The following is a 20,651-nucleotide window of genomic DNA, read 5'->3' as shown; positions in this document are numbered from 1 at the left end:
TTTGCTCTATCAAATAAGAAGCACTCGTTGCTAACACACTAGACTGTGATATGATTTTTAATTCGGAGATTGCTAATTGATTTAATTAGAACGCAAAAAATGCAGCAGGAGAAATAAAATTTCTCCTGCTGCATTATTTATCTCATATACCTTATCCTGGATCGATTAAGTTATGAAACATTAGATATAGGTTTATATCATAAAACATTTTTATTTGCACTTGATACAAGGTATGCTGGCATTGGTTCGTGCAACTTCCAAATAATACTCACAGGTTTACTACCCTCATGCTTAACGTAATCAGCTGTTCCAAGAAAGATAAAGGGAGAGGTATACGCTCCTTCGTTCCTATATTCCCTTACAAAGATAGAAATCTTATTATTCGTTTTACGATGATTAAATAGCCTTCTCGCTGTTGGACTTGTATCGGAAGTTCTACTTTGAGATTGCCAATGGAATAATTGTTCATTAATCGCATAGTCATCGTATAAAGTAGAAGGAGAGAAATCTTTATCAGATTTATTTAAAGTAACGAAAAAAACATCCGTTTTTTCTTCCTCAAAATACTTAACCCCTTCTCTAAAAGCAGGTTTTTGTTTTTCATTATAGTACCCAAATGCAGCTAAGATTTGGTCTATCGTATAATGTGCGTGCACTCTTAGAGGAGACACAAAATTGAACGGAGATTTTTTTTCAAGTAACCTTAAGTTTTCAAAACAAACCTCGATTACTTGGAGAATCTCATCTTTTAATGCTTGATTTGTTAATAATTCTCGAAGTCCTACCTTTATGGAAGCAAAGCCTAAATCCTTAGGAGGCTTAGAGAAAAATGAATAATACAACATTGCTTCCATTCTTCGTTCTTCCTCTGTTTTAACCTCAAACTTTTCAATATATTTTTTGTAGAAATTTATCAGATCTAAGGAATCTAAATGAAATAATTTATGAATTTTTTTCATCAAAAGATCCTCATATTCTGCTACATATTCTTTTATGACCCCTGCCTCTACCTTCATCCTTTCAAAGCTACGGTTTTTTTGTGACCCATAAACATCTGCTAATGATAGATGATAGAACTGTATAAAATTATTTAAAGTTAACGGCATTCCCGAATCCGCTTCAAAATGTTTAATTTTTGCAATAAGATTTTGTTTATTAATTCGGGCAGCCTTTATATTTCTTAATATATAATCTTTTGCTTGTTTTTCCATTTGGATAACAGAACCCTTAGGTAGATGGAAAAACCCATTTTCAATGTAATGATGAATAGAATGTTTTGTTTTTCCTACCAACGCTCGGAATTTTTCTTCAAAAGGATAATCTTTATGGGCTTGTCCAACAAAATCAAGTACAGTTAAACATTCTTTACCATCCGCGAGTCTTAATCCTCGACCAAGTTGCTGTAAAAAGACAGTTAGACTTTCTGTTGGACGTAAAAACAATACTGTGTTGATTTCAGGAATATCTATTCCTTCATTATACAAATCCACAACAAAGATAAAATTTATCTCTCCACTTACTAATTTTCTTTGTGCTGTAATTCGTTCCTCAGGTGACGATTTACCATGCAATGAAATAGAAGGTATATTTTTTTGATTAAAATAGGATGACATATATTTTGCATGATCTACTGAAACGCAAAACCCTAACCCTCTTACTTCTTTTAGTGAGGTAACATACTTTTTTATACTTTGTATAACTAGATCACTCCTGCGATGATTTGCAGTATAAATATTTGTTAGCTCTCCTATGTCATATCCTTTTCTTGACCATTTAATATTAGTTAGATCAACGTTATCAGTTACACAGAAGTAATGGAATGGAGTTAATAATTTTCTATTTATTGCTTCTGTCAACCTCATTTCAGCAGCAATTCGATCATTAAAATAACTTAAAATACTTTCATTATCCATTCGTTCAGGTGTAGCTGTTAAACCAAGTAAAATTGTTGGATGATAAAAGTCTAATAATGCTCTGTACGAGGGTGCTGTTGCATGATGAAATTCGTCAACAATAATATAATCGTAAAAATCAAAAGTAGTATTTTCACTCATCTTTTTGCTATTCCAGCTTTGAATACTCATAAATACTTGATTAAAAGATTTAGGCTCATGCTTCCCAACAAACATTTCACCAAAGTTGGCATCCTTCAAAATCGTTCGGAAAGTCATCAGACTTTGCTTTAATATTTCTTCTCTATGTGCTATAAATAATAACTTTGCGTTAGGTTTTTGTTTTAGAAATCGCTTAAAATCAAAAGCAGAAATTACTGTTTTTCCGACTCCAGTCGCAGCCACTACGAGATTTTTCATCTGCCCGTGAATTACTCTTTCTACTTCCAACTGATCTAATATTTCTTTTTGATAATGATATGGTTGGATATCAAAATAATACTGTTCGGTTTCCTCGGCGACAGTTTCTTTTGACAATGAGTACTGTACCATTTCCCAATTTTCGTATTCCTCAGGTAAAAGAGATTTAAATTCCTCATCGTTCCAATAACTTTCAAAGGTTGCCTCAAACTTTCTTAGAACATCAAAGGAATCCCTTTCGGTAATCTTTAAATTCCATTCTAACCCTGAAGTTAATGCTGGATTAGATAAGTTGGAAGAACCAATGTAAGCCGTACTAAAGCCTGTATTGCGTTTAAATAAATATGCCTTTGCATGAAGTCTAGTTCGTTGTTTATCTAATGATACCCTTATTTCTGTATTAGGTAATTTACTAAGCTCCACAAGTGCTTTATAGTCTGTTGCTTCCATATAGGAAGTAGTAATAATTCTTAGCTTCCCACCACGTTCTATAGTAAAGTCTCGAAGTTCATTTAATATGATCCTGAGTCCTGACCACTTAATAAAAGAAACCAGCCATTCAATTTCATCAGAGGAAGCAATCTCTTTTTTTAATTCTTCTAACATGTTAGGTTCATATTGAGAGCCCGTGAATAGAGAGCTTTGAGAAATTGAAGTGAGCGGTCGAGTTGCCTTCTCTTTACGAAATGTCCGTATACTGTTTAACTTTTTATATACGGAAGTAAGTATTTCTCCTCTTTCATCTAGTTGTAGATTCACAAAATCCTCGTCGTGTAATTTTGAACTTAACAGTTGAATAATTTGATTACAAGTTTGAATTTGCAACAAAAGTGCTTCGTCATCTTCCTTTGCCTCTTCCCGAATATATGAGAGAGCTTTCTTAGTAACCTCTGAAATGTAAGAAGAAAAGTAGGTCTTTGCCTCTTCAAAATCCATCTTCTCTAGGTCAATTGTATACATTTCAGGAGTAAGCTTCTCTAGCTCTGCATAAATATTTTTGTTTATAGGTAGGTCGTAAATACCTTCTTTCAAAGAAACACCTCCATAGAAACTTAATCTTATTATTTATTATACTTTACCTCTTTTTTACTCTAATACTTTAGACTTCCTATCACTTTAGCACATACCGACATTTAGGAAAATTAGAACAACCTTTAAATTCGCCGTATTTCCCTTTTCTGGCGATAAGTTGGCTACTACAACGAGGACAAACTTCAGTATTTAAGTTAATTTGTTTTGCTACAAGTTTAGTTTTTATTTCTTGAACATGAATCTTTCTCGATTCTTTTCCTTGTATATTGGCATTTATTAATGTCATGGCAATCTGTCTCACTCGAAAAGGAAGAATTACTTTCTGATCATATGACTGGATTGTCTTGAGTAACGCAGATATGTATAACACTCGTACGTGTTCAGAGTTTATCTCTATATCTTTTAAGGTAGCTTCGTTACTAAATGCTATTAACGAATAGTAAGGCCCTTCGTATGTCTCTTTTATTAGAGTTTGTATAGCAGTAAGATGAGCAAAGTTTTGCATTACTGGATTGAGAAAATTATAGTTCTTCTTATAAATTACCTGCTTCCAATACTTTTGTCTCTCCTTGCCAAATATCCATCCTTTATAATTTTTAGTCTCAATCACGAATATACCTACTGTCGAGACAACTACATGATCTATTTGTGTTGTTCCTTCTTCATAGGGAAGCAAGAGGTCATGGAGCACCACATATTCCTCTTCATCTAGACCCATTAATTTACGCTTTACTTGCCACTCACCTATAGACCCTTTTACTGTTGGTTTTTTTAGAATTACTAAAATAAATATAAATAGTACTAAAATTATTATACCCATTTACTTCTATTCACCCACCTTTAACAGACAATAGTTTTACTTTAAATGAAAATTATTCCATATACAAGTAAAAAAACAGATACCTAACAAACGGCATCTGTCTTACTTCCTAACTTGCTTAATAAGAAAAGTTATCCTTTATTTCCACCCATAAAAATCTAAAAATTTATCCGGTATTCTTAATTCTAGCTGTTGCTCCAATTCCTCTAAGAAGATATTCATATCTGCTTCATCAAACCATTTCTGACTGTTTTCTAAACTCACATTAGATTTCCCGTAGTTAATAGCACATCCAAAACTGCCTCTATCATAACCTAAAGTAATAATGAAGTATTTGTATGCTTGAAAATCTATCGAGAACGTTTGGTGAGGTGTATCCATTAGATTGTAAATTGAAAAATTATCTACTCGATCCCCAAAGTATTCTCTCATTGCTTTCGTAAAGCTCTTTGCTTTGTCCTTTGCTGTAGTTAAACTATCTTTCTGCATACCACATTCCTCCTTCTTCAATTAAGTCAGTAAAGCCATGTTCCTTTTTTAAATACTCCCACTCCTGATTAAGAAAGCTTCCTACGCGTTCATTTGGGTTATGTGAGAATTGAATTTTCTTTCCACTTGAAACAGCGTCATTCAGAGCAGGTACATTAAAGTAATCAAACATTTCCTGATCTGACAAACCATATTTACTTTGGATTTTATTCCAATCATCACCCATACTGAAATAAGTAGAATTATTACCAGCTCTTGCGATGTAAGAGTCAGATCCTCCTGTATACCTCCCAAGAGTCATAGAATCGGCATCTGCATTATGGACTGAACGGGACCGTATATTGTGAAATTCTTCTATAGGTATTTTATTTCCTACTCTACCATCTACTACTTTTATACCTCTGGCCTCGAGTACGTCGTCAATTTTATTTGTTGGTACATCGTCTGCATGTCCAAATAACTTACCTAATTTACCTAGCTTTGTAACCTTGCCGAATGGGAGGAATCCGGCAGCTGCTAGCCCTCTCTCAGTCAAAGAGGAATCTGGTCCAAAAAGGGCTTTGATATCATCTAAAACTAAAAAATCTAAAATTCCCATGGTTAATTTATTTTCTTCTTCTAACTGAGCATCCATTACGTTTCGTAAAAATATTTCCTTTTCTCCGTCAGACAATGATGAAATATATTCTATATATTCATCCTCTCCTAATTTATAAGCTTCTTTTGGAGACAATATTTCCTCTTTCACTTCACTGACGATCTCATAATGAATCGTATCGTCACCTTTTAAACGATATTCTTTGATTACAAGCCCATTTTCATATTCATGGTAGTTTAACAATGAAAAGTCATCAAAAAGTTCTCGTTCCACTGTTCGTTCTAGCTTAATATTTAACAAATCAAAGGTATCTGCTGATATTGTTGTTCCAATTAAATGTTCGTGCTCATTTTTTAATACACAACTTAACTGTGGATATGTCTGTGTTTCGATCGCATCTGCTAGTTCGCTATTTACTGTCAACAGATTCCATATATTGACTTGGAAGTGCTTATCGGTTAATCCACTCTTCATTAGAGCTTCTATTTCAGCTACGCGTCTTTCCATTATCTTTATTCCGTTTTCAATTGGCAACAAGGCGTTATGTTGCGTATGATCAAACTCATAGAGCTTATCTAGGGTATCATCTTTTTTATTTCTAGAAAGTATAATTCCGTCCTGCACATCACTATCGTCAAGATGAGGCAGAGAAATAATATCAGCAACCTGGTCCATAATACCATTCGTTGCTTCTACTAAATTTTTTGTAAGAGTTGAGATATTTTGAAGACCTTCTTCCACTTCTCCATCCATATATCTTTCGACCATATGCCCATCAGTATTTGGTTCAAGTGAAAGTAATGCAGTTTCAGCAGTCTCCAACACCCGCTTATATTCCCTTAAAAATAGTTGGAAAAATTCAAGAAAGGGCAAGTGACACTCTTCATAGAAGGACCTAATTGAATTTCCTCCATAACCCTTTAACACTTCATTCATACCAACTAACCCTTTAATACTTTGGTGGATGGCCTCTGTTTCAGTTTGAAGTGTATCCATCATACTAATATTATCTTTTATCCCTATTTGTAATTGATCGACATCTAATACTTTCATAAGCTCCCTCCCTTATCACATTCAGTTGATAATATTGTATTCCATTTATTAGAAATAATGGAAATGTGAGAAGAGCGTATATGAAAAATAATTCTTAAGGCGGAAAGATTAATTACAATGTCATTACTTAGGACTCCTAATATTTGTATATTTATGCTGGGTTTTATTTCATTTTATTAATAAGTTACTCTCCCATCAAAACCTCTAAAATGTCTTCTTCATCCATTCCAGCTAATATGTCCTGTCCAGAATGTATAACTTCCTCGATTAGATTTTGTTTTCTATGCTGGAGCTGTGTAATTTTTTCTTCAATGGTGCCTTTTGCTACCAATCGAATGACTTGGACCTCATTTGTTTGGCCCATGCGGTGAGCACGATCTGCTGCTTGCTGCTCCACTGCTGGATTCCACCACAGGTCATATAATATTACTGTGTCTGCTCCGGTGAGATTAAGCCCTGTACCCCCTGCTTTCAATGATACAAGGAACAAGTCTCCCTCTCCTTCGTTAAATCGTTCGCACAGACTGACACGATCCACTGGTGGGGTTTGTCCGTCTATATAAAAGTATGGTGCACCCTGCTTAATGAGCTGCTTGCGAATGATGGCTAGCATTTGAGTAAACTGAGAAAAGACAAGCACTCGTCTACCTGTCATTCGGCAATCCTCTAAAATCTCCATTAACTGCTCATATTTAGCGGAGCTCCCTTCATAGCCTTCTACAAAGAGGGCTGGGTGACAGCACAATTGTCGTAGTCTAGTTAGCCCAGCGAGAAATTTAATGCGATTTTTCCGGAAGGTTTTTTTCTTTAAATGTTTAAGGGCATCATGCTTGAGCTCTGCCAAGTGCGCAGCGTAGAGCTTTTTCTGCTCGACCTGCAGTTCGGAATAGATAACCATTTCCGTTTTCTTAGGCAGCTCTTGTAAAACATCCGTTTTCATACGTCGCAATATAAATGGGCGAACTTGTTTGGCAATATGCTCTCTTCTCATCTCACTGAATTCTCTTCTGTTTGGCAATAGACCAGGAAATACAACATAGAAAATAGACCAAAGCTCGTCTAAAGAGTTTTCTATTGGTGTCCCGGTAAGTGCAAATCGATGCTTTGCCTGTAGCATTTTTACTGCCCGAGCTGTTTTAGTCATTGGATTTTTAAAAGCCTGCGCCTCATCAAAAAATACAGTATGAAAGAAAAGATCTCTGTAACAATCTGTGTCCATTCGGAGGGAAGGATAGGAGGTGACGAGGACATCAGCCTCTATCCCAGCTTTCCATGCCGCATTTCTGTCTGTCTTACTGCCATCGATGATTTGTACATCTATATGTGGAGTAAACTTGCCTAGCTCGTTTTTCCAATTATAAAGGAGTGATGCAGGCGTAACGACCAATATGGGCTGTTTTCGAACACGAGATTCTGATAACACCGATTCAATAAAGGCAATGCTTTGAAGTGTTTTCCCTAGCCCCATATCGTCTGCGAGTATACCTCCAAAACCATATGATGCCATCAGTTTAAACCATCTGAAGCCCACCTTTTGGTAGTCTCGTAATACATTTTCTAACCCTAATGGTACATCCTCTTCCAGGTTCTCCGGTTCATTTAGATTCTTAAGGAGCTTAGCAAATCTTTGTCCTGGCTCAAGCAGATCCCCTCGACTTAGTGTCTGTGCAATCTGCATCCCCTTTAGAATAGGAACCTGCATCACGTCCCGAAAATGTTCACTGCTTACCTCCATGTCCTCCATGAATCTTGCAAGGTCTAAAAATTCAGGTGTTTCAAGCGACACTAGATTCCCGTTTGGTATCCGATAAAATCTTCTTTTCTCTTCAATGGCTGTCATCAGCTGTTGAATTTCTTTTTCCTTTATACCGTCTAGCTCAAAGCGAAACTCTAGCCACTCGGTTCTTTCCTTCATCTCAATCCTTATCTTTGGACCTGTATATTCCTTCACTACCCGTAATTTCACAGCAGTAGAAGCGTATACCTGCACCCACTTTTCAACATTTGGCAATACATAATACAGGAAGTTATATTCGTCCTCCTCATCCATTAAGTAAAATCCTCCTGGCGTTTGGTTGAATCCGCAGTCCAACAAGAGCTTCATGATTTCGAGTTCCTTCTCTCTCTGACGCCGTATACCAGGAAAATGGGTGAATGACTCCTCAGTTTCCTCACAGGGATTGACTAGCAGATGGCCGTAATGGAACTCTAAGCCAGCAAGCAGGCGATTTTTTACCCTATCAAGAAACAGCTTCGCCTTTAGAGGTGTTTCTCCCATCCTTTTAGAGATAGGCTCCGCTATGTAGACCTGACCTAGCTTCATCAAGCCTGGTAGAACTGTTTTCATGAATTGGTCGATATTGTTCTCTAGAATGATTAGCTCATGCTTACCAGATTGGTCCAGTATGCTTTTTAGTTCTGCCAGTCTGCTTGTCTCTTCCGGCTGCAGTTTGTATAGCACCCCTTTAGAAAATGCGTAGCCATAGGATCTGTAGACGGTCACCATATCGAGACCTTTTACGTTCAACTGATAGTCAGGCTTCTTCGCCTCATCAAATTCAAAACGTATCGGCAGCTCTTGACCAAGCTGAATGCCTTCATAGTAAAAATCATCATGTAGAAACTTAACTCTCGGTGCTTTTATAAGTAAAGGGAGAAGTCTATCCCAATCGGTGGCCGACATAAGCAAAATATCATCATGTATTATTGCCTTACTATTTATGCGCTGACTTTTCATTAATATTTGAAGCACGTCATCCGTTTCCCTTGTAAAGCTAAAGACCTCCGGTGCGTAGGAATAGCCTGGTGAATATTCGAAAGGTCTTCTTCTTTCCATTTCATAGAGAAATTTTGCTACCTGCTTTATTTCTTGAAATGGTTCGGGGCCAACAGCTAACTGTATACCGAATCCGTAAGCCCCTCCCTCCAAAGGAACTGTACAGCACGTGAACTCCATCTCAAGTATCTTTCTTTCATCAAAGTGCAGCTGCTTTCCTGTAGGGGGGGAGGTCTTTTTTTCAAATAGATTTAGCATTCTTTCTGCCAAATAACTATCCATTCGTTGCTTTTCATCGATTGAGATGAGAGCAGCCGCAATATGCTGACAATAGGTGGAAACAAAACCGACAGGGGGACATGTACAAGAGGCCACAACCTCTCCAACGGAGTCAGCTTTTATAGTGACCATGAAATTCTCTCCTGCCTTTACAGTAGCTTTCATCACCTTTTTATCTTTAGGGCTAGGATGAAGATGCACCTTATCCGCAAGAAAATAAGCCTTACCCTTTTTAAAAGCAGTAATGCCACATAGTTCTTTAATTTTCTTTTCGTTTATCGTACTATTCATCATCTAAAACCCTTTCTATGTTTCTGTTTCTAGTTAGCTCTATTTTAGCATGATAGGAATGTTTGTGCGCCCTGTGCTTCCTTTACGATTAACAGCATAGACAAAAAGAAAAGGACGCCCATTGTTGGACGTCCTGTGTTTCTCTATTTAAACGTTCTCCATACTCCAAAGCTAGGAAGCATCATCTACGCCTACGCTAGAATCTGTTCAATTGACGTTATCTTATCTGCCACCAAATCATAAAAACCGATGTGTACGTTTTCTTCATAAACCCAAAACAAATCGGTCCCGTAAGGAGCATCAAAAATTTCTAGCATCTGTGGTGCTAACGAATAAATAGTTTCAGCATTTACAATGACAAAGTTATCCGGATTGTTCACATATTCATCATCATCTAACTCCGAGAAAAGATTCCAGCCGTTTAACTGAGGTATAGAACTCGGTTCTCTAAAGCTATATCTGATTGGCACGCCATTAAAGACATTTTTAGAAACCATAAAACCACCATATGCATCGTTTTTATTATCCATGCTCATACTCCTTTACTATTTCCAAAAATTCAATTCTCCAAGGAAACTCTTTAGCGTAGTCTACTATTGATTTATTAAAGGTATCCTTTATATTCACATCAGACCCCTCTTTCACTAAATAAGAATAAATCTCCTTCATATCCTCTGTAGTGTTTTTATTGACTGTTATCGCATATTTTAAGGGAATTGAATGGAACTTATCTAAACCATTTACATCTACACCGTTTTTCACCAGCAGTCTCACAACTTGTTCCATATAGTCTTTTGGACCTTTCATAACGTTAAAAAAGAAAGTATGTAGAGCATTTCTTTTATATAAAGAATCTGTAAAAGAAATATCTACACCATTTTCTAATAGGTACTGGATAATCGTCAGCTTATCATCGGGTTTCTCAGAATTAAGCATTGCGGTAGACAATAAATTTAACTTGCTATGTGGATTTATCTGATTTACTTCTCCATTATAGAAACTTTTAAAATCTTCAAAGGTTCCTTTAAGTACTGCATCAAACACATTTGTTATTTTCATATCCTTATCATTTCCCTTCGAATTTACGACTCCTATTTGCTCCAGGACTCTCTATCCTAAAGTTTTCGGGGTTAAATTGGAACTCTTTCAATTCTTCTAAAGTTATTTCACGATTTCTATATTTTTCAAACATAGGATGATACTCATAACCTTGTCGATGTCCAAAGTCTACCGCACCTTTTCTTGGTTGACCAGGCTTCCAGTCAAGGACCTCCATTGTATTTGGATCACGTAAAATGCCATCAGGTCCAACATTGTCGTCATATACCTTCCGTTCAAACTCTAATTTTTTGTCACCTGATAATTGTGGTCTTCCACGTGGTTTTCCATTTTTTATATATGGTCCATTTTCTATAGGAGGTAACTCATCTATAATTCTAGAGGCATCTCTAACCTTATCTGCCGCCTTTGAAGCATCAGCAGCGTTGTCTACAGCTTTGACTGCTGCCGAACCACCTTTTACAAGTTTTCCAACGGGAAGAGGGATAACAGAGGCGGCAGCTATTCCTTTATCTAAAAAAGATGCATTTGGATCTGTTAATGTTCTGATATCATCCATAATCAGAAAATCAGCGACTACTTCAAAACCGTTTTTATCCTCTGACTCCTGTGCTTCCTCTACTTTGGATACTATTTCATATTGAATTTGGTCGGATTCAATTTTTTGAAACTCTTTTACGATAAGTCCATTGTCATAAACATGATACCTGACAAACAACATAGTATCATCCAGTTCCCCTTCAACTGATTTAATTCTACCATTTTCCATAATACTCAGTATCTCTGGATCAATCTCCGTCCCTATTAATTCGTCTACGTTGTCTCCTGCAGTACAAGTAATCATTGGATATGTCTTAGAATCTACTATATCTTTTAATTCACTGTTCAACGTCATTGCTTTCCATTGGTTCGTCTCAAATCTAATATCTGTACGTCCGGATAAAAATAATGATTCAATCATAGAAATCCATTGATTCATTAAATTAATACCTTCCTCTATAGCGGATAATGCATTGTTTTGAGAGGTATCAAACTCATGAAGCTTGTCTATCGTTTCATCTTTATCTTTTCTTGCATTACTTACACCTTCTTGCACCATGCTATCATCTAATTGAGGAAGAGCTACAATATCACTAACTTGGCTTATCATATCATTTGATTGGTTAGTTAAATCACTAGTAAGCTGGGAAAAACTCGTAAGCCCAGTCTCTATTTCTCCCTCCAAATACGCCTCCCGTATATAGCCTTCTTTACTTGACTCCAGTGATTCTAAAGCATTATTTATGTTGACTAATGTTTCTGAGAAATGTTGAGAAAATAATTGAAAGGTTTGATGTAGAGGGAGATGACACTCTTCATAGAAGGACTTAATCGCTGTTCCTCCTTTCCCTTTCAGTACTTCGTCCATTGCTATTAATGCTTCGATAGATTGCTGTATAGCAGTCATTTCAGTTCTTAATCTCTCCTGTTGATTCCCAATCCGCTGAAGTCCATTTTCTAATAAGTCTACATCTAATATTTTCATAGTATGTTTTTCCTCTTAGCTCTTCTAACGACCTTACAACCATCCCCTGTTTGCTTGCCTATGCACATAAAACTCCTCCTTTAAAAAATCAATATTAGTTATAATATTCCATTTTTGTATATAGAGGTAAAGTCAGAACTCTGTTATAAACAACAAATAATTCCAAAGTAATTGAATTTTTAATTTTATTATGATAAAAGGCTCACGAGTAAATTGATCTATATAAATAAAAGCGTATGGACTAATCTTAATCTCTAATGACACCTAAGTCGGAAGTAAACTAGAATTTTTATAAGTTATTCCCACTAGTTGAATACGTAATATTATCCCTAATAGCTTTATTTTTAAATAATTTAATCTTATTAATCTTTTTTTTGAAACCTATATTTGCATGCTTAGTTCTAGATTTCATATATCAATATATTATTATTTTATTATTTAAATTATTCAAAATATTAACTTTACATTATAGAGTTAATAGTTTTAATATAGATATATGTTTTATAAATCTTTTTCAGGGGGTTTGGGGTATGGGAAATGTTTTTAAAAAGTTATCTATTATTCTTACCATTACGATGTTAGTTTTCCTGGCAGCTTGTGGAGCTGGGGAGTCTTCAAATGGAGAAAGCAGTAAGGACGCAAATGGCACGATTTCAGCCAAAATAGGGGTTATTTCTTACATGACAGGTCCAGGCGCAGCTTATGGGGAAGCGATTACAAATGGATTAAAGCTAGCTTTAGAAGAAATTAATGAAAAGGGCGACGTAAAGATTGAGCTTGTCATCGAGGATTCTGTCGGAAAACAAGAGCAGGCATTATCTGTTGGTCAAAAATTAATGAGCCAGGATGACATTGTTGCCATTATAGGGCCAACGTTAAGTACGGAAATGAACGTAGTCGGTCCTGAGGCTGACATTAATGGGATCCCAATCATGGGGACTTCTACAACAGCGGCTGGTATTCCTCAAATCGGAGATTATGTATTCCGTAACTCTATACCGGAATCTTTGGCTATTCCAGCAGCATTAGAAAAGGCAGTAGACAAATACGGTGCTAAAAAAGTAGCCATTTTATATGGGAACGATGACTTATTCACTCAATCTGGATTCGATACGATGAAGGCTGAAGCTGAAAATATGGGACTAGATATATTAACAATCGAGACGTTCCAAAAAGGACAGTCTGATTATAATGCGCAGCTTACTAAGATTAAAGATCTTCAGCCAGATTTAATCTTGGCTTCCGCACTATACAATGAAGGTGCAGTAATCATGGATCAAGCGAGAAAAATGGGCATTGATGTTCCTTTTGTAGGAGGGAATGGTTTCAACTCACCTCAGGTAATTGAAATTGCTGGGGAAGCAGCTAACGGATTAATCGTTGCAACTCCTTGGTTTGCTGATAAACCTGATGAAAAAGTGAAGGCTTTTGTAGAGAAATATGAGACAGAGTACGGGCACAAACCAGACCAATTTGCTGCACAGGCCTATGATGCTCTTTATATTTACGCAGAGGCACTAAAAAATGCTGGGGAAGCAGATCGTGATGCACTCCGCGATGCTCTAGCTGAAATAAAAGATTTAGAAGGTATTCTTGGGAAGATCTCTTTTGACGAAGAAGGCGATGTAATCATGGACCCTACTGTACTAATCATTCAGGATGGGGAATTTAAATTATTTGAGTAAGCAAATAAAATCTAACGATTATAGGTAAGGGTGAATAGCCCTTACCTTATTTTGAAAGGGTGAGCTATCATGCTTTTAGAACAAATTATTAACGGTATAACACTCGGAAGCATTTATGCTATTGTTGCCCTTGGATTTACACTTGTCTTTGGTGTACTCGGCATTATTAACATGGCTCATGGAGAAATTTTCATGATAGGTGCTTTTATAGGGGTATTGGTAACTAGTGTATTAGGATTACCACTTTGGGTAGCATTTCTCTCAGCAGTAATCGTTACAGCTATCTTGGGCTATTTGTTAGAAAAGATTGCACTTCGGCCTCTTCGAGGGAAACAGGGTGTTTCACATCTTGCTCCTTTAATTAGCACTATTGGGGTTTCCATTTTGTTGGAAAACCTTTCGCATCATTTGTTTGGAGCCGGTAATCATCCGTTTCGACATTCTTTTGCACAAATTCAAATCCAAGTTGGTTCAATCACTATTTATTTAGTACAGATTTTAATCTTTGCGATTTCTATTACCCTTATGATCGTACTTTCGTATTGGCTCTCTAAAACGAAAGCTGGAAAGGCTCTGCGCGCTACTGCCGAAAACTTAGAGACCGCTAGTCTACTGGGTGTAAATACGAAACGTACTATTACAACAACTGTCATACTTGCCTCTGCCCTTGGTGGAATAGCAGGAATTCTAGTAGGTATGGCCTTTAACTCCGTCAATCCACAGATGGGCTTGTCCATGGGCTTAAAAGGTTTAGCCATTATCATATTAGGCGGCATGGGAAATGTAAAAGGTGCAATGGTTGGAGGATTACTCCTTGGTCTTTCTGAAACAATGATTGTTGCCTACGGAGATTCTGGGTATAGAGATGCCGTTGCTTTCGTTGCTATTATCTTTATCCTTCTCATACGTCCACAGGGTATTTTCGGCAAGAAAACTGCTGAGGTAGGAAGGTGATGATCATATGCTAGGAGAAATTTTAAATCCATACTATTTACAGATTATCTCTTTTATTCTTATCAATATTATCTTAGGGATAAGCATTTACATAACGCTTTCCTCCGGGCAATTATCTTTAGGAAATGCAGGTTTCATGGGTATCGGAGCCTATACTTCTGCCCTCTTAACCATCAACTTTGAGGTCCCTCTTTATTTGAGTATTGTTTTGGGAGCAATAGTTGCAGGGGCTTTCGGAATTTTAATTGGTATTCCTGCATTAAGATTGAGTGGAGTTTATCTAGCTATTGCAACACTCGGTTTTGGAGAAGTACTTCGAGTGATTTTTGTGAACTGGGACTCAGTGACCAAAGGCTCGATTGGCTTGTCTGGTATACCTCATCTTGGTAGAGAGCTGTTTCAATTTTTAAGAGATTTAGGATTTGATCCCGATATGCTTGGACTTAAAAACAATCAAGCTATTTATTTAATAGTAGTACTTGTTTTATTGATCATTACTATATTTATTGTTTGGTTTTTTATCAGACAGAACAAGTCACGTGTCGGTAGAGCATACGCTGCCATTAAAATGGATGAAAAAGCGGCAGAAGCAATGGGTATTAACATCACTTATTACAAAGTATTGTCCTTTACACAAGGTGCAATTTTGGCTGGCTTTGCTGGTGCTCTTTACGCACATGTATTAGCTTATATCAGTCCTGCAGACTTTGCTTATCACCGTGCCATTGATATTTTAATCTTCTCCATTTTTGGTGGAAGCGAGGTTATTTGGGGAGCAATATTCGGAGCAACCTTTATGACACTACTTCCAGAGGCATTACGATTTATTAGTGAGTATCGATATATGATTTACGGGATTATTCTAATTGTATTGATGGCTTTCCGCCCACAAGGAATTATAGATGTTCCCGTATTAAATTGGCTAAAACGAACATTTACATTTAAAAGGAGGGATTCCAATGGTATTAGAGTTAAAAAATATAACTAAAAACTTTGGTGGAATCTCAGCCTTAACGGACGTTTCATTCCAAATCAACGAAGGAGAAATTTTCGGATTAATCGGACCTAATGGGGCTGGTAAAACAACCATGTTCAATATAATAACTAATATGTTCGCCCCTACTTCTGGAGAGATCTTGTTTTTAGGGAAAAACATTTCAGGTATGAAGCCTCATAAAATCACAGATAAGGGAATCTGTCGTACGTTTCAAAACATCAGGTTGTTTTCTCAAATGTCCGTCTTGGAAAATGTATTGGTAGGTGCCCATTGTCGAAATAAATCCGGTGTTTTAAAAAGTGTACTTAGAACAAAGTCACAAAAACAAGAAGAGAAAGGTAATTACGAGACGGCTTTGGAGCTGTTAGAGTTAGTGGGTCTCTCTCCATACGAAGAAACGATTGCAGAGAACTTAGCTTACGGTCAACAGCGAAGATTAGAAATAGCCCGCGCCCTGGCAAGTAATCCAAAACTATTATTATTAGATGAGCCTGCAGCTGGTATGAATGAAACAGAAACAGAGAACCTATTTGAGTTGATAAAAAAAGTTCAAAAGCGTGGAGTAACTGTTTTACTGATTGAGCACGACATGCCTTTTGTGATGAAGCTTTGCGACAGAATTGCAGTTTTAAATTTTGGGAAGAAGCTTGCTGAAGGTACTCCTACTGAAATTCAAAATAATCAGGATGTAATAGAAGCTTACCTCGGATCAGAGGAGGATGAAGAAATTGCTTAAGGTAACAGGAATTGAAACATTTTATGGAAAAATACAAGCTCTTAAAAATGTAAACCTTGTAGTAGAGCAAGGGCAGGTCGTCACCCTCCTCGGTGCAAACGGTGCCGGGAAAACTACAACGATGAAAACAATTACAGGCCTACTAAAGCCTCAAAAAGGAACTGTGGAGTTTTTAGGTGAGAACATTACTGGCATGAGACCTGACCAGCTTGTCAGAAAAGGTATTGCCCTTGTCCCTGAGGGAAGGGCTATCCTCTCTAGCATGACCGTTCTAGAGAACCTGGAAATGGGCGCTTATCACCGTAATGATAAGGACATAAAAAAAGATTTGGAAAATGTTATGGAACAGTTCCCTATTTTAAAAGAACGGGAGGATCAGTTAGGCGGTACCTTATCCGGTGGACAGCAGCAAATGCTCGCCATCGCAAGAGCACTGCTATCCAAACCGAAGTTACTATTGCTAGATGAACCTTCTATGGGGCTAGCACCATTAATAGTTGCCGATATCTTTAAAATGATTCGTGAAATTAAAGCCAGCGGTACGACTGTATTGTTGGTGGAACAAAATGCAAAGCAAGCACTGAAGGTTGCGGATTATGGTTATGTCATGGAAACCGGAAAAATCATTATTAACGGAGAAGCAGATAGCTTACTAGAAGACCCAAGAGTTGTTGAGGCATATTTAGGTAAGAAAACGAGTTAGTATTTAAGGAGGAGCTTATATGACCCGTTCTATTTCACAGTTGGAGTTACCACATTCGATTTCTCTTTTAGAAGAATTGGCCTCTAAATCTATTGAAACAGGACCGTTTACATACGTCCATAGTGGTGCTGGTAATGAAAGCACCCTTCGCGCCAATGAGGCAGCCTTTGAGGATTGGTGTATCGTCCCTCAATATTTAAATGATGTGAGCAGTCGAGACACCTCCACTACTTTGCTGGGAACTACCTTCCCTTCCTCTTTTGCACTTGCACCAATCGGGGTTCAAAGTATTTTCCATCCTGAAGGTGAACTGGCTTCCGCACGTGCTGCTGCAGCATGTGGAGTCCCTTTTATAGCTAGTACATTATCCTCTTATCCTTTAGAGGAAATTGCAGCTAATCTAGGAGACACCCCTCGCTGGTATCAGTTGTATTGGTCCAATGATGAGGAAATGGCGATAAGTATGGTTCGTCGCGCAGAAAAAGCAGGTTATTCTGCTATCGTCATTACGATTGACACCTCCCTTCTTGGAAATAGGGAGCGTGATTTGAACAATCGCTATTCTCCTTTAAAACTGGGAAAAGGTGCTGCTAACTACTTATACGACCCTGTCTTTCAGGATCGATTTACTAGCCCCCCTTCCGCTGACGATCCGGAGGTCATCAAAAGTATTGTTGATATTATCTTTAATCCTTCATTAACTTGGGAAAACCTTAAAACCATTAAGGAGCACACCAAGCTTCCTATTTTACTGAAAGGTATCCTTCATGAGGAGGATGCAAGAAAAGCTTTACTCCACGGAGTCGATGGAATTATAGTCTCCAATCACGGAGGCAGGCAGCTGGATGGCTGTATTTCGTCATTAGAGGCACTCCCATCCATCGCGGAAGTCATTCAGGGGAATATTCCAGTGTTATTGGATAGTGGTATCAGACGGGGCTCTGATGTCATTAAAGCAAAAGCTCTTGGGGCAGATGTAGTTTTACTGGGCAGACCTTTTATCTATGGTTTGGCCTCTGCCGGCGAACAAGGAGTTGAGCACGTCCTACGTAACATGATTAATGATATTGATGTTACTTTAGCATTATCTGGTTGTGCATCGATGAACGAGGTTAATTCATCGCTTATTAGAAGAAAGAAATAAACTTATTTAGCCATACTAAAGGCAAGCATGCTATTTTTCGCATGCTTGCCTTTTCAAATTATGTGATAAGTGATTGGAACCGACCGATTATTTGTCTGAACCGACCGGTTTTCTGTGCGAACCGTCCGATTATTCGTCTCGACCGACCGATTAATTGCCCTAACCGACCGATTATTAGTATTAGCTAATAAAACAAGGTAGGGTTCTGACCAGTTATCTCCCTGCAACTATAAAATATCTTTAATACGTTGAACATAAGGCTCTTTATCATAGGCAAAGTAGAGCTGGCTTGCTACGCGAATTGGATCTCCAAAGAAAAAACGCTCATAAATGGTTTGTCTTGTTCCGAAGGGACTCATCGTAAGATCCCAAGCAAGGCGGAATAGCTTTACACGTTCTTCAGCTGGGGCTGCCTTTGCCTGCAAGTATTGATCGAGGTCCTTTCTAATCGGTGAGTTAAAATCATTTTCTGTTGGAATGGTCATTAGTCCACTAGCACCCAATAGCTGTACGATTTCCGCTAGTCTTGGGTATACCTTCGGATACACAGTAATAGCAGCATGCAATGTAGTTCTATCTGGCTCCATTAAACCAAAACGATTTATTTTCGCATCTATCTCTGATTTCATTAACAACGCTTTTAAAGATTCTAATGCTACAATTACCTCTGCCGCCTTTTCCTGAACATGCTGATATTCTGCTATATTAATAGTTTTGATAATAGACTGGACAATTCCTAAGACAAATTCAGTTTTAACAATCTGTCTAGATATTACCTGGTGTAGGGTGAACGGTTGAAAGGAGCTGCTAGTCATAAAATCATTGGCCGTCATAGTGTCATCATAAATAAATACACGGTCCCACGGGACTACAGCATCATCAAAAACCACAATGGTATCCATTTCATCATATTTGGAGCTCAGCGGATAATTAAAGGAAGAATCTCCCCCTACTAATGACTCCCGACATATAAATTTTACGCCCTTCGTGTTACTTGGGATAGAGAAAAAATATCCTTTTCCTTCATCTAAAATTGAACCAATGGAGTACACTAAAATTTCATCTGTCATACCACCTTGCGTTGCAAGCAGACGAGCACCTTTTAAAATAATTCCTTTTTCATTTTCACCGATGACCTTAGCTGCAATTGGTTCTTTTTCATTTTCTAAATAGTAGAAGGTCCGATTTACCTGTGGCTCAATAAAACTGTGAGTTAAAGTTAAATCATTTTCTCGTACATATTCAAAGTAGGATTGGAGATACTGAGGGAAACAGCTATTTTTACCTTCCAGTAATTTTGCGGAAGACGCATAAGCCATTAAAGTTGTATTCATATAATCAGGACTTCTTCCCATTAGACCATTGGTCGCTCGAGCCCATTCCTGAACCATCAACCTTCTTTTAGCCAAATCTTCTTTTGATTTTGGCTCTAAAAAAGACACTCCCACAGATTCTCCTGTAGTTGGGGAAGAATAGGTTAATATTTCTTTTAATTTTGAGTCATGCTGCATATCAAATAATGCTGCTTGGCTCTTCATGACCCCTTTGAATGCGGGGTGTTCGGAAATCTTCCCCGTTACTCTTTTTCCGTCAACCCAAATTTCCGAATTCAACTGATCTATCCGGTCTATATATTGTTTTCCTGTAATAGCAGGCATAGGCACTCTCCTAAATGATGCTTCATAATTATTCTTATCTGCTTATACTATTACGATTTTTCTTGAAAGGTGACAGTTTGGGAAGAGCTATCATTTGACATCATATATTCAGTATTTTAGGATAACTATTTAAGGGATAACTTTTATTCCATGAAAAACGCTTCAAATAAAAATGATGAAGGAGTCCTGGAAAGTGAAAAAATTATTAATTGCTATCGTGGGATCTGTTATACTAGCTGGTTGCTCAGCTACTGAAGAGGAAGTATCAGATGTATCTCCCGTTGAATTAGAAGAAGAACTACCAAAGGAAAATCAAGCCCTCAATGATTTTCCAGAGTATCCTATTTTAAATAATATTATTGATCTGCAAGTATATGTAGCAAATATTGAGACTGATAACGAAGGGACTCGAGTGATTTTCTTTGAAGACACTGATGGCAATAAAATATATAAAAGTGTGTTCGTTAAAAATGAGAGTTACTTAAAAGTTATAGAGCTAGAGGACGGAGAAGGAATTCTTTACAATGAGGTCATATAAAA

The 20,651-nt window shown here is 37.3% G+C and carries 16 protein-coding genes; 7 read left to right on the top strand and 9 right to left on the bottom strand.

The features are described 5' to 3' along the window. Positions 1 to 197 precede the first annotated feature (197 nt). From MKX96_RS18710 to MKX96_RS18675, 8 genes are all read right to left on the bottom strand, one after another. Positions 198 to 3,344: a DEAD/DEAH box helicase gene (locus tag MKX96_RS18710; RefSeq protein WP_340886609.1), complete on the bottom strand. Its 3,147-nt coding sequence runs from the start codon at positions 3,342 to 3,344 to the stop codon at positions 198 to 200. Between the two features lie 79 nt (positions 3,345 to 3,423). Then, the gene (locus MKX96_RS18705) at positions 3,424 to 4,164 is read right to left on the bottom strand and encodes an NERD domain-containing protein (protein ID WP_340886606.1); all 741 of its coding nucleotides are present in this window, start codon (positions 4,162 to 4,164) and stop codon (positions 3,424 to 3,426) included. A gap of 138 nt (positions 4,165 to 4,302) precedes the next feature. Next, positions 4,303 to 4,653, bottom strand: a complete 351-nt coding sequence (locus tag MKX96_RS18700) for a hypothetical protein (protein ID WP_340886603.1) — start codon at positions 4,651 to 4,653, stop codon at positions 4,303 to 4,305. Beyond that, entirely contained in the window at positions 4,640 to 6,304 is a 1,665-nt protein-coding gene (locus MKX96_RS18695) for an LXG domain-containing protein (RefSeq protein ID WP_340886600.1), read from the bottom strand. The genes MKX96_RS18700 and MKX96_RS18695 overlap by 14 nt, the downstream gene beginning before the upstream one ends. Positions 6,305 to 6,488: 184 nt before the next feature. Beyond that, entirely contained in the window at positions 6,489 to 9,650 is a 3,162-nt protein-coding gene (locus tag MKX96_RS18690) for a DEAD/DEAH box helicase (protein WP_340886598.1), read from the bottom strand. Positions 9,651 to 9,841: 191 nt separating this feature from the next. Further along, positions 9,842 to 10,180 carry a DUF2185 domain-containing protein gene (locus MKX96_RS18685; RefSeq protein ID WP_340886596.1) on the bottom strand — a complete coding sequence of 113 codons (339 nt, stop codon included), beginning with the start codon at positions 10,178 to 10,180 and terminating at the stop codon, positions 9,842 to 9,844. Beyond that, positions 10,173 to 10,709, bottom strand: coding sequence for an ankyrin repeat domain-containing protein (locus MKX96_RS18680; RefSeq protein WP_340886594.1), 537 nt, complete (start codon positions 10,707 to 10,709; stop codon positions 10,173 to 10,175). Before MKX96_RS18680 ends, MKX96_RS18685 begins: the two co-directional genes overlap by 8 nt. A gap of 7 nt (positions 10,710 to 10,716) precedes the next feature. Continuing rightward, positions 10,717 to 12,234 (bottom strand): T7SS effector LXG polymorphic toxin, encoded by a 1,518-nt coding sequence (locus tag MKX96_RS18675; protein WP_340886592.1) that lies wholly within the window; start codon positions 12,232 to 12,234, stop codon positions 10,717 to 10,719. 530 nt (positions 12,235 to 12,764) lie between these two features. On the opposite strand from MKX96_RS18675, the gene MKX96_RS18670 reads away from it, so the two are divergent. The 6 genes from MKX96_RS18670 to MKX96_RS18645 all read left to right on the top strand — a co-directional run bounded on the left by MKX96_RS18670 (position 12,765) and on the right by MKX96_RS18645 (position 18,453). Further along, positions 12,765 to 13,919 carry an ABC transporter substrate-binding protein gene (locus MKX96_RS18670; RefSeq protein ID WP_340886590.1) on the top strand — a complete coding sequence of 385 codons (1,155 nt, stop codon included), beginning with the start codon at positions 12,765 to 12,767 and terminating at the stop codon, positions 13,917 to 13,919. Between the two features lie 69 nt (positions 13,920 to 13,988). After that, positions 13,989 to 14,873, top strand: a complete 885-nt coding sequence (locus tag MKX96_RS18665) for a branched-chain amino acid ABC transporter permease (protein ID WP_169360078.1) — start codon at positions 13,989 to 13,991, stop codon at positions 14,871 to 14,873. A 7-nt stretch (positions 14,874 to 14,880) separates the two neighbouring features. Continuing rightward, complete coding sequence (locus tag MKX96_RS18660) at positions 14,881 to 15,861, top strand: branched-chain amino acid ABC transporter permease (protein WP_340886588.1); 981 nt, start codon at positions 14,881 to 14,883, stop codon at positions 15,859 to 15,861. Then, positions 15,833 to 16,606 (top strand): ABC transporter ATP-binding protein, encoded by a 774-nt coding sequence (locus tag MKX96_RS18655; protein WP_340886586.1) that lies wholly within the window; start codon positions 15,833 to 15,835, stop codon positions 16,604 to 16,606. Before MKX96_RS18660 ends, MKX96_RS18655 begins: the two co-directional genes overlap by 29 nt. Next, the gene (locus MKX96_RS18650) at positions 16,599 to 17,309 is read left to right on the top strand and encodes an ABC transporter ATP-binding protein (RefSeq protein ID WP_340886962.1); all 711 of its coding nucleotides are present in this window, start codon (positions 16,599 to 16,601) and stop codon (positions 17,307 to 17,309) included. Before MKX96_RS18655 ends, MKX96_RS18650 begins: the two co-directional genes overlap by 8 nt. Positions 17,310 to 17,328: 19 nt before the next feature. After that, the gene (locus tag MKX96_RS18645; protein ID WP_340886584.1) at positions 17,329 to 18,453 is read left to right on the top strand and encodes an alpha-hydroxy-acid oxidizing protein; all 1,125 of its coding nucleotides are present in this window, start codon (positions 17,329 to 17,331) and stop codon (positions 18,451 to 18,453) included. A 227-nt stretch (positions 18,454 to 18,680) separates the two neighbouring features. Here MKX96_RS18645 and hpaB read toward each other — a convergent pair whose 3' ends face one another. Further along, positions 18,681 to 20,111, bottom strand: coding sequence for a 4-hydroxyphenylacetate 3-monooxygenase, oxygenase component (hpaB, locus tag MKX96_RS18640; protein WP_340886581.1), 1,431 nt, complete (start codon positions 20,109 to 20,111; stop codon positions 18,681 to 18,683). Between the two features lie 193 nt (positions 20,112 to 20,304). Here hpaB and MKX96_RS18635 point away from each other — a divergent pair, with 193 nt between their 5' ends. Next, the gene (locus MKX96_RS18635) at positions 20,305 to 20,649 is read left to right on the top strand and encodes a hypothetical protein (protein WP_340886578.1); all 345 of its coding nucleotides are present in this window, start codon (positions 20,305 to 20,307) and stop codon (positions 20,647 to 20,649) included. Positions 20,650 to 20,651: the final 2 nt, after the last annotated feature.

The organism is Psychrobacillus sp. FSL W7-1493 (genome assembly GCF_038004905.1).
Classification (GTDB): Bacteria; Bacillota; Bacilli; order Bacillales_A; family Planococcaceae; genus Psychrobacillus.
Note: the sequence above shows the minus strand (reverse complement) of the source record. Positions and strands in the feature narration are given on the sequence as shown.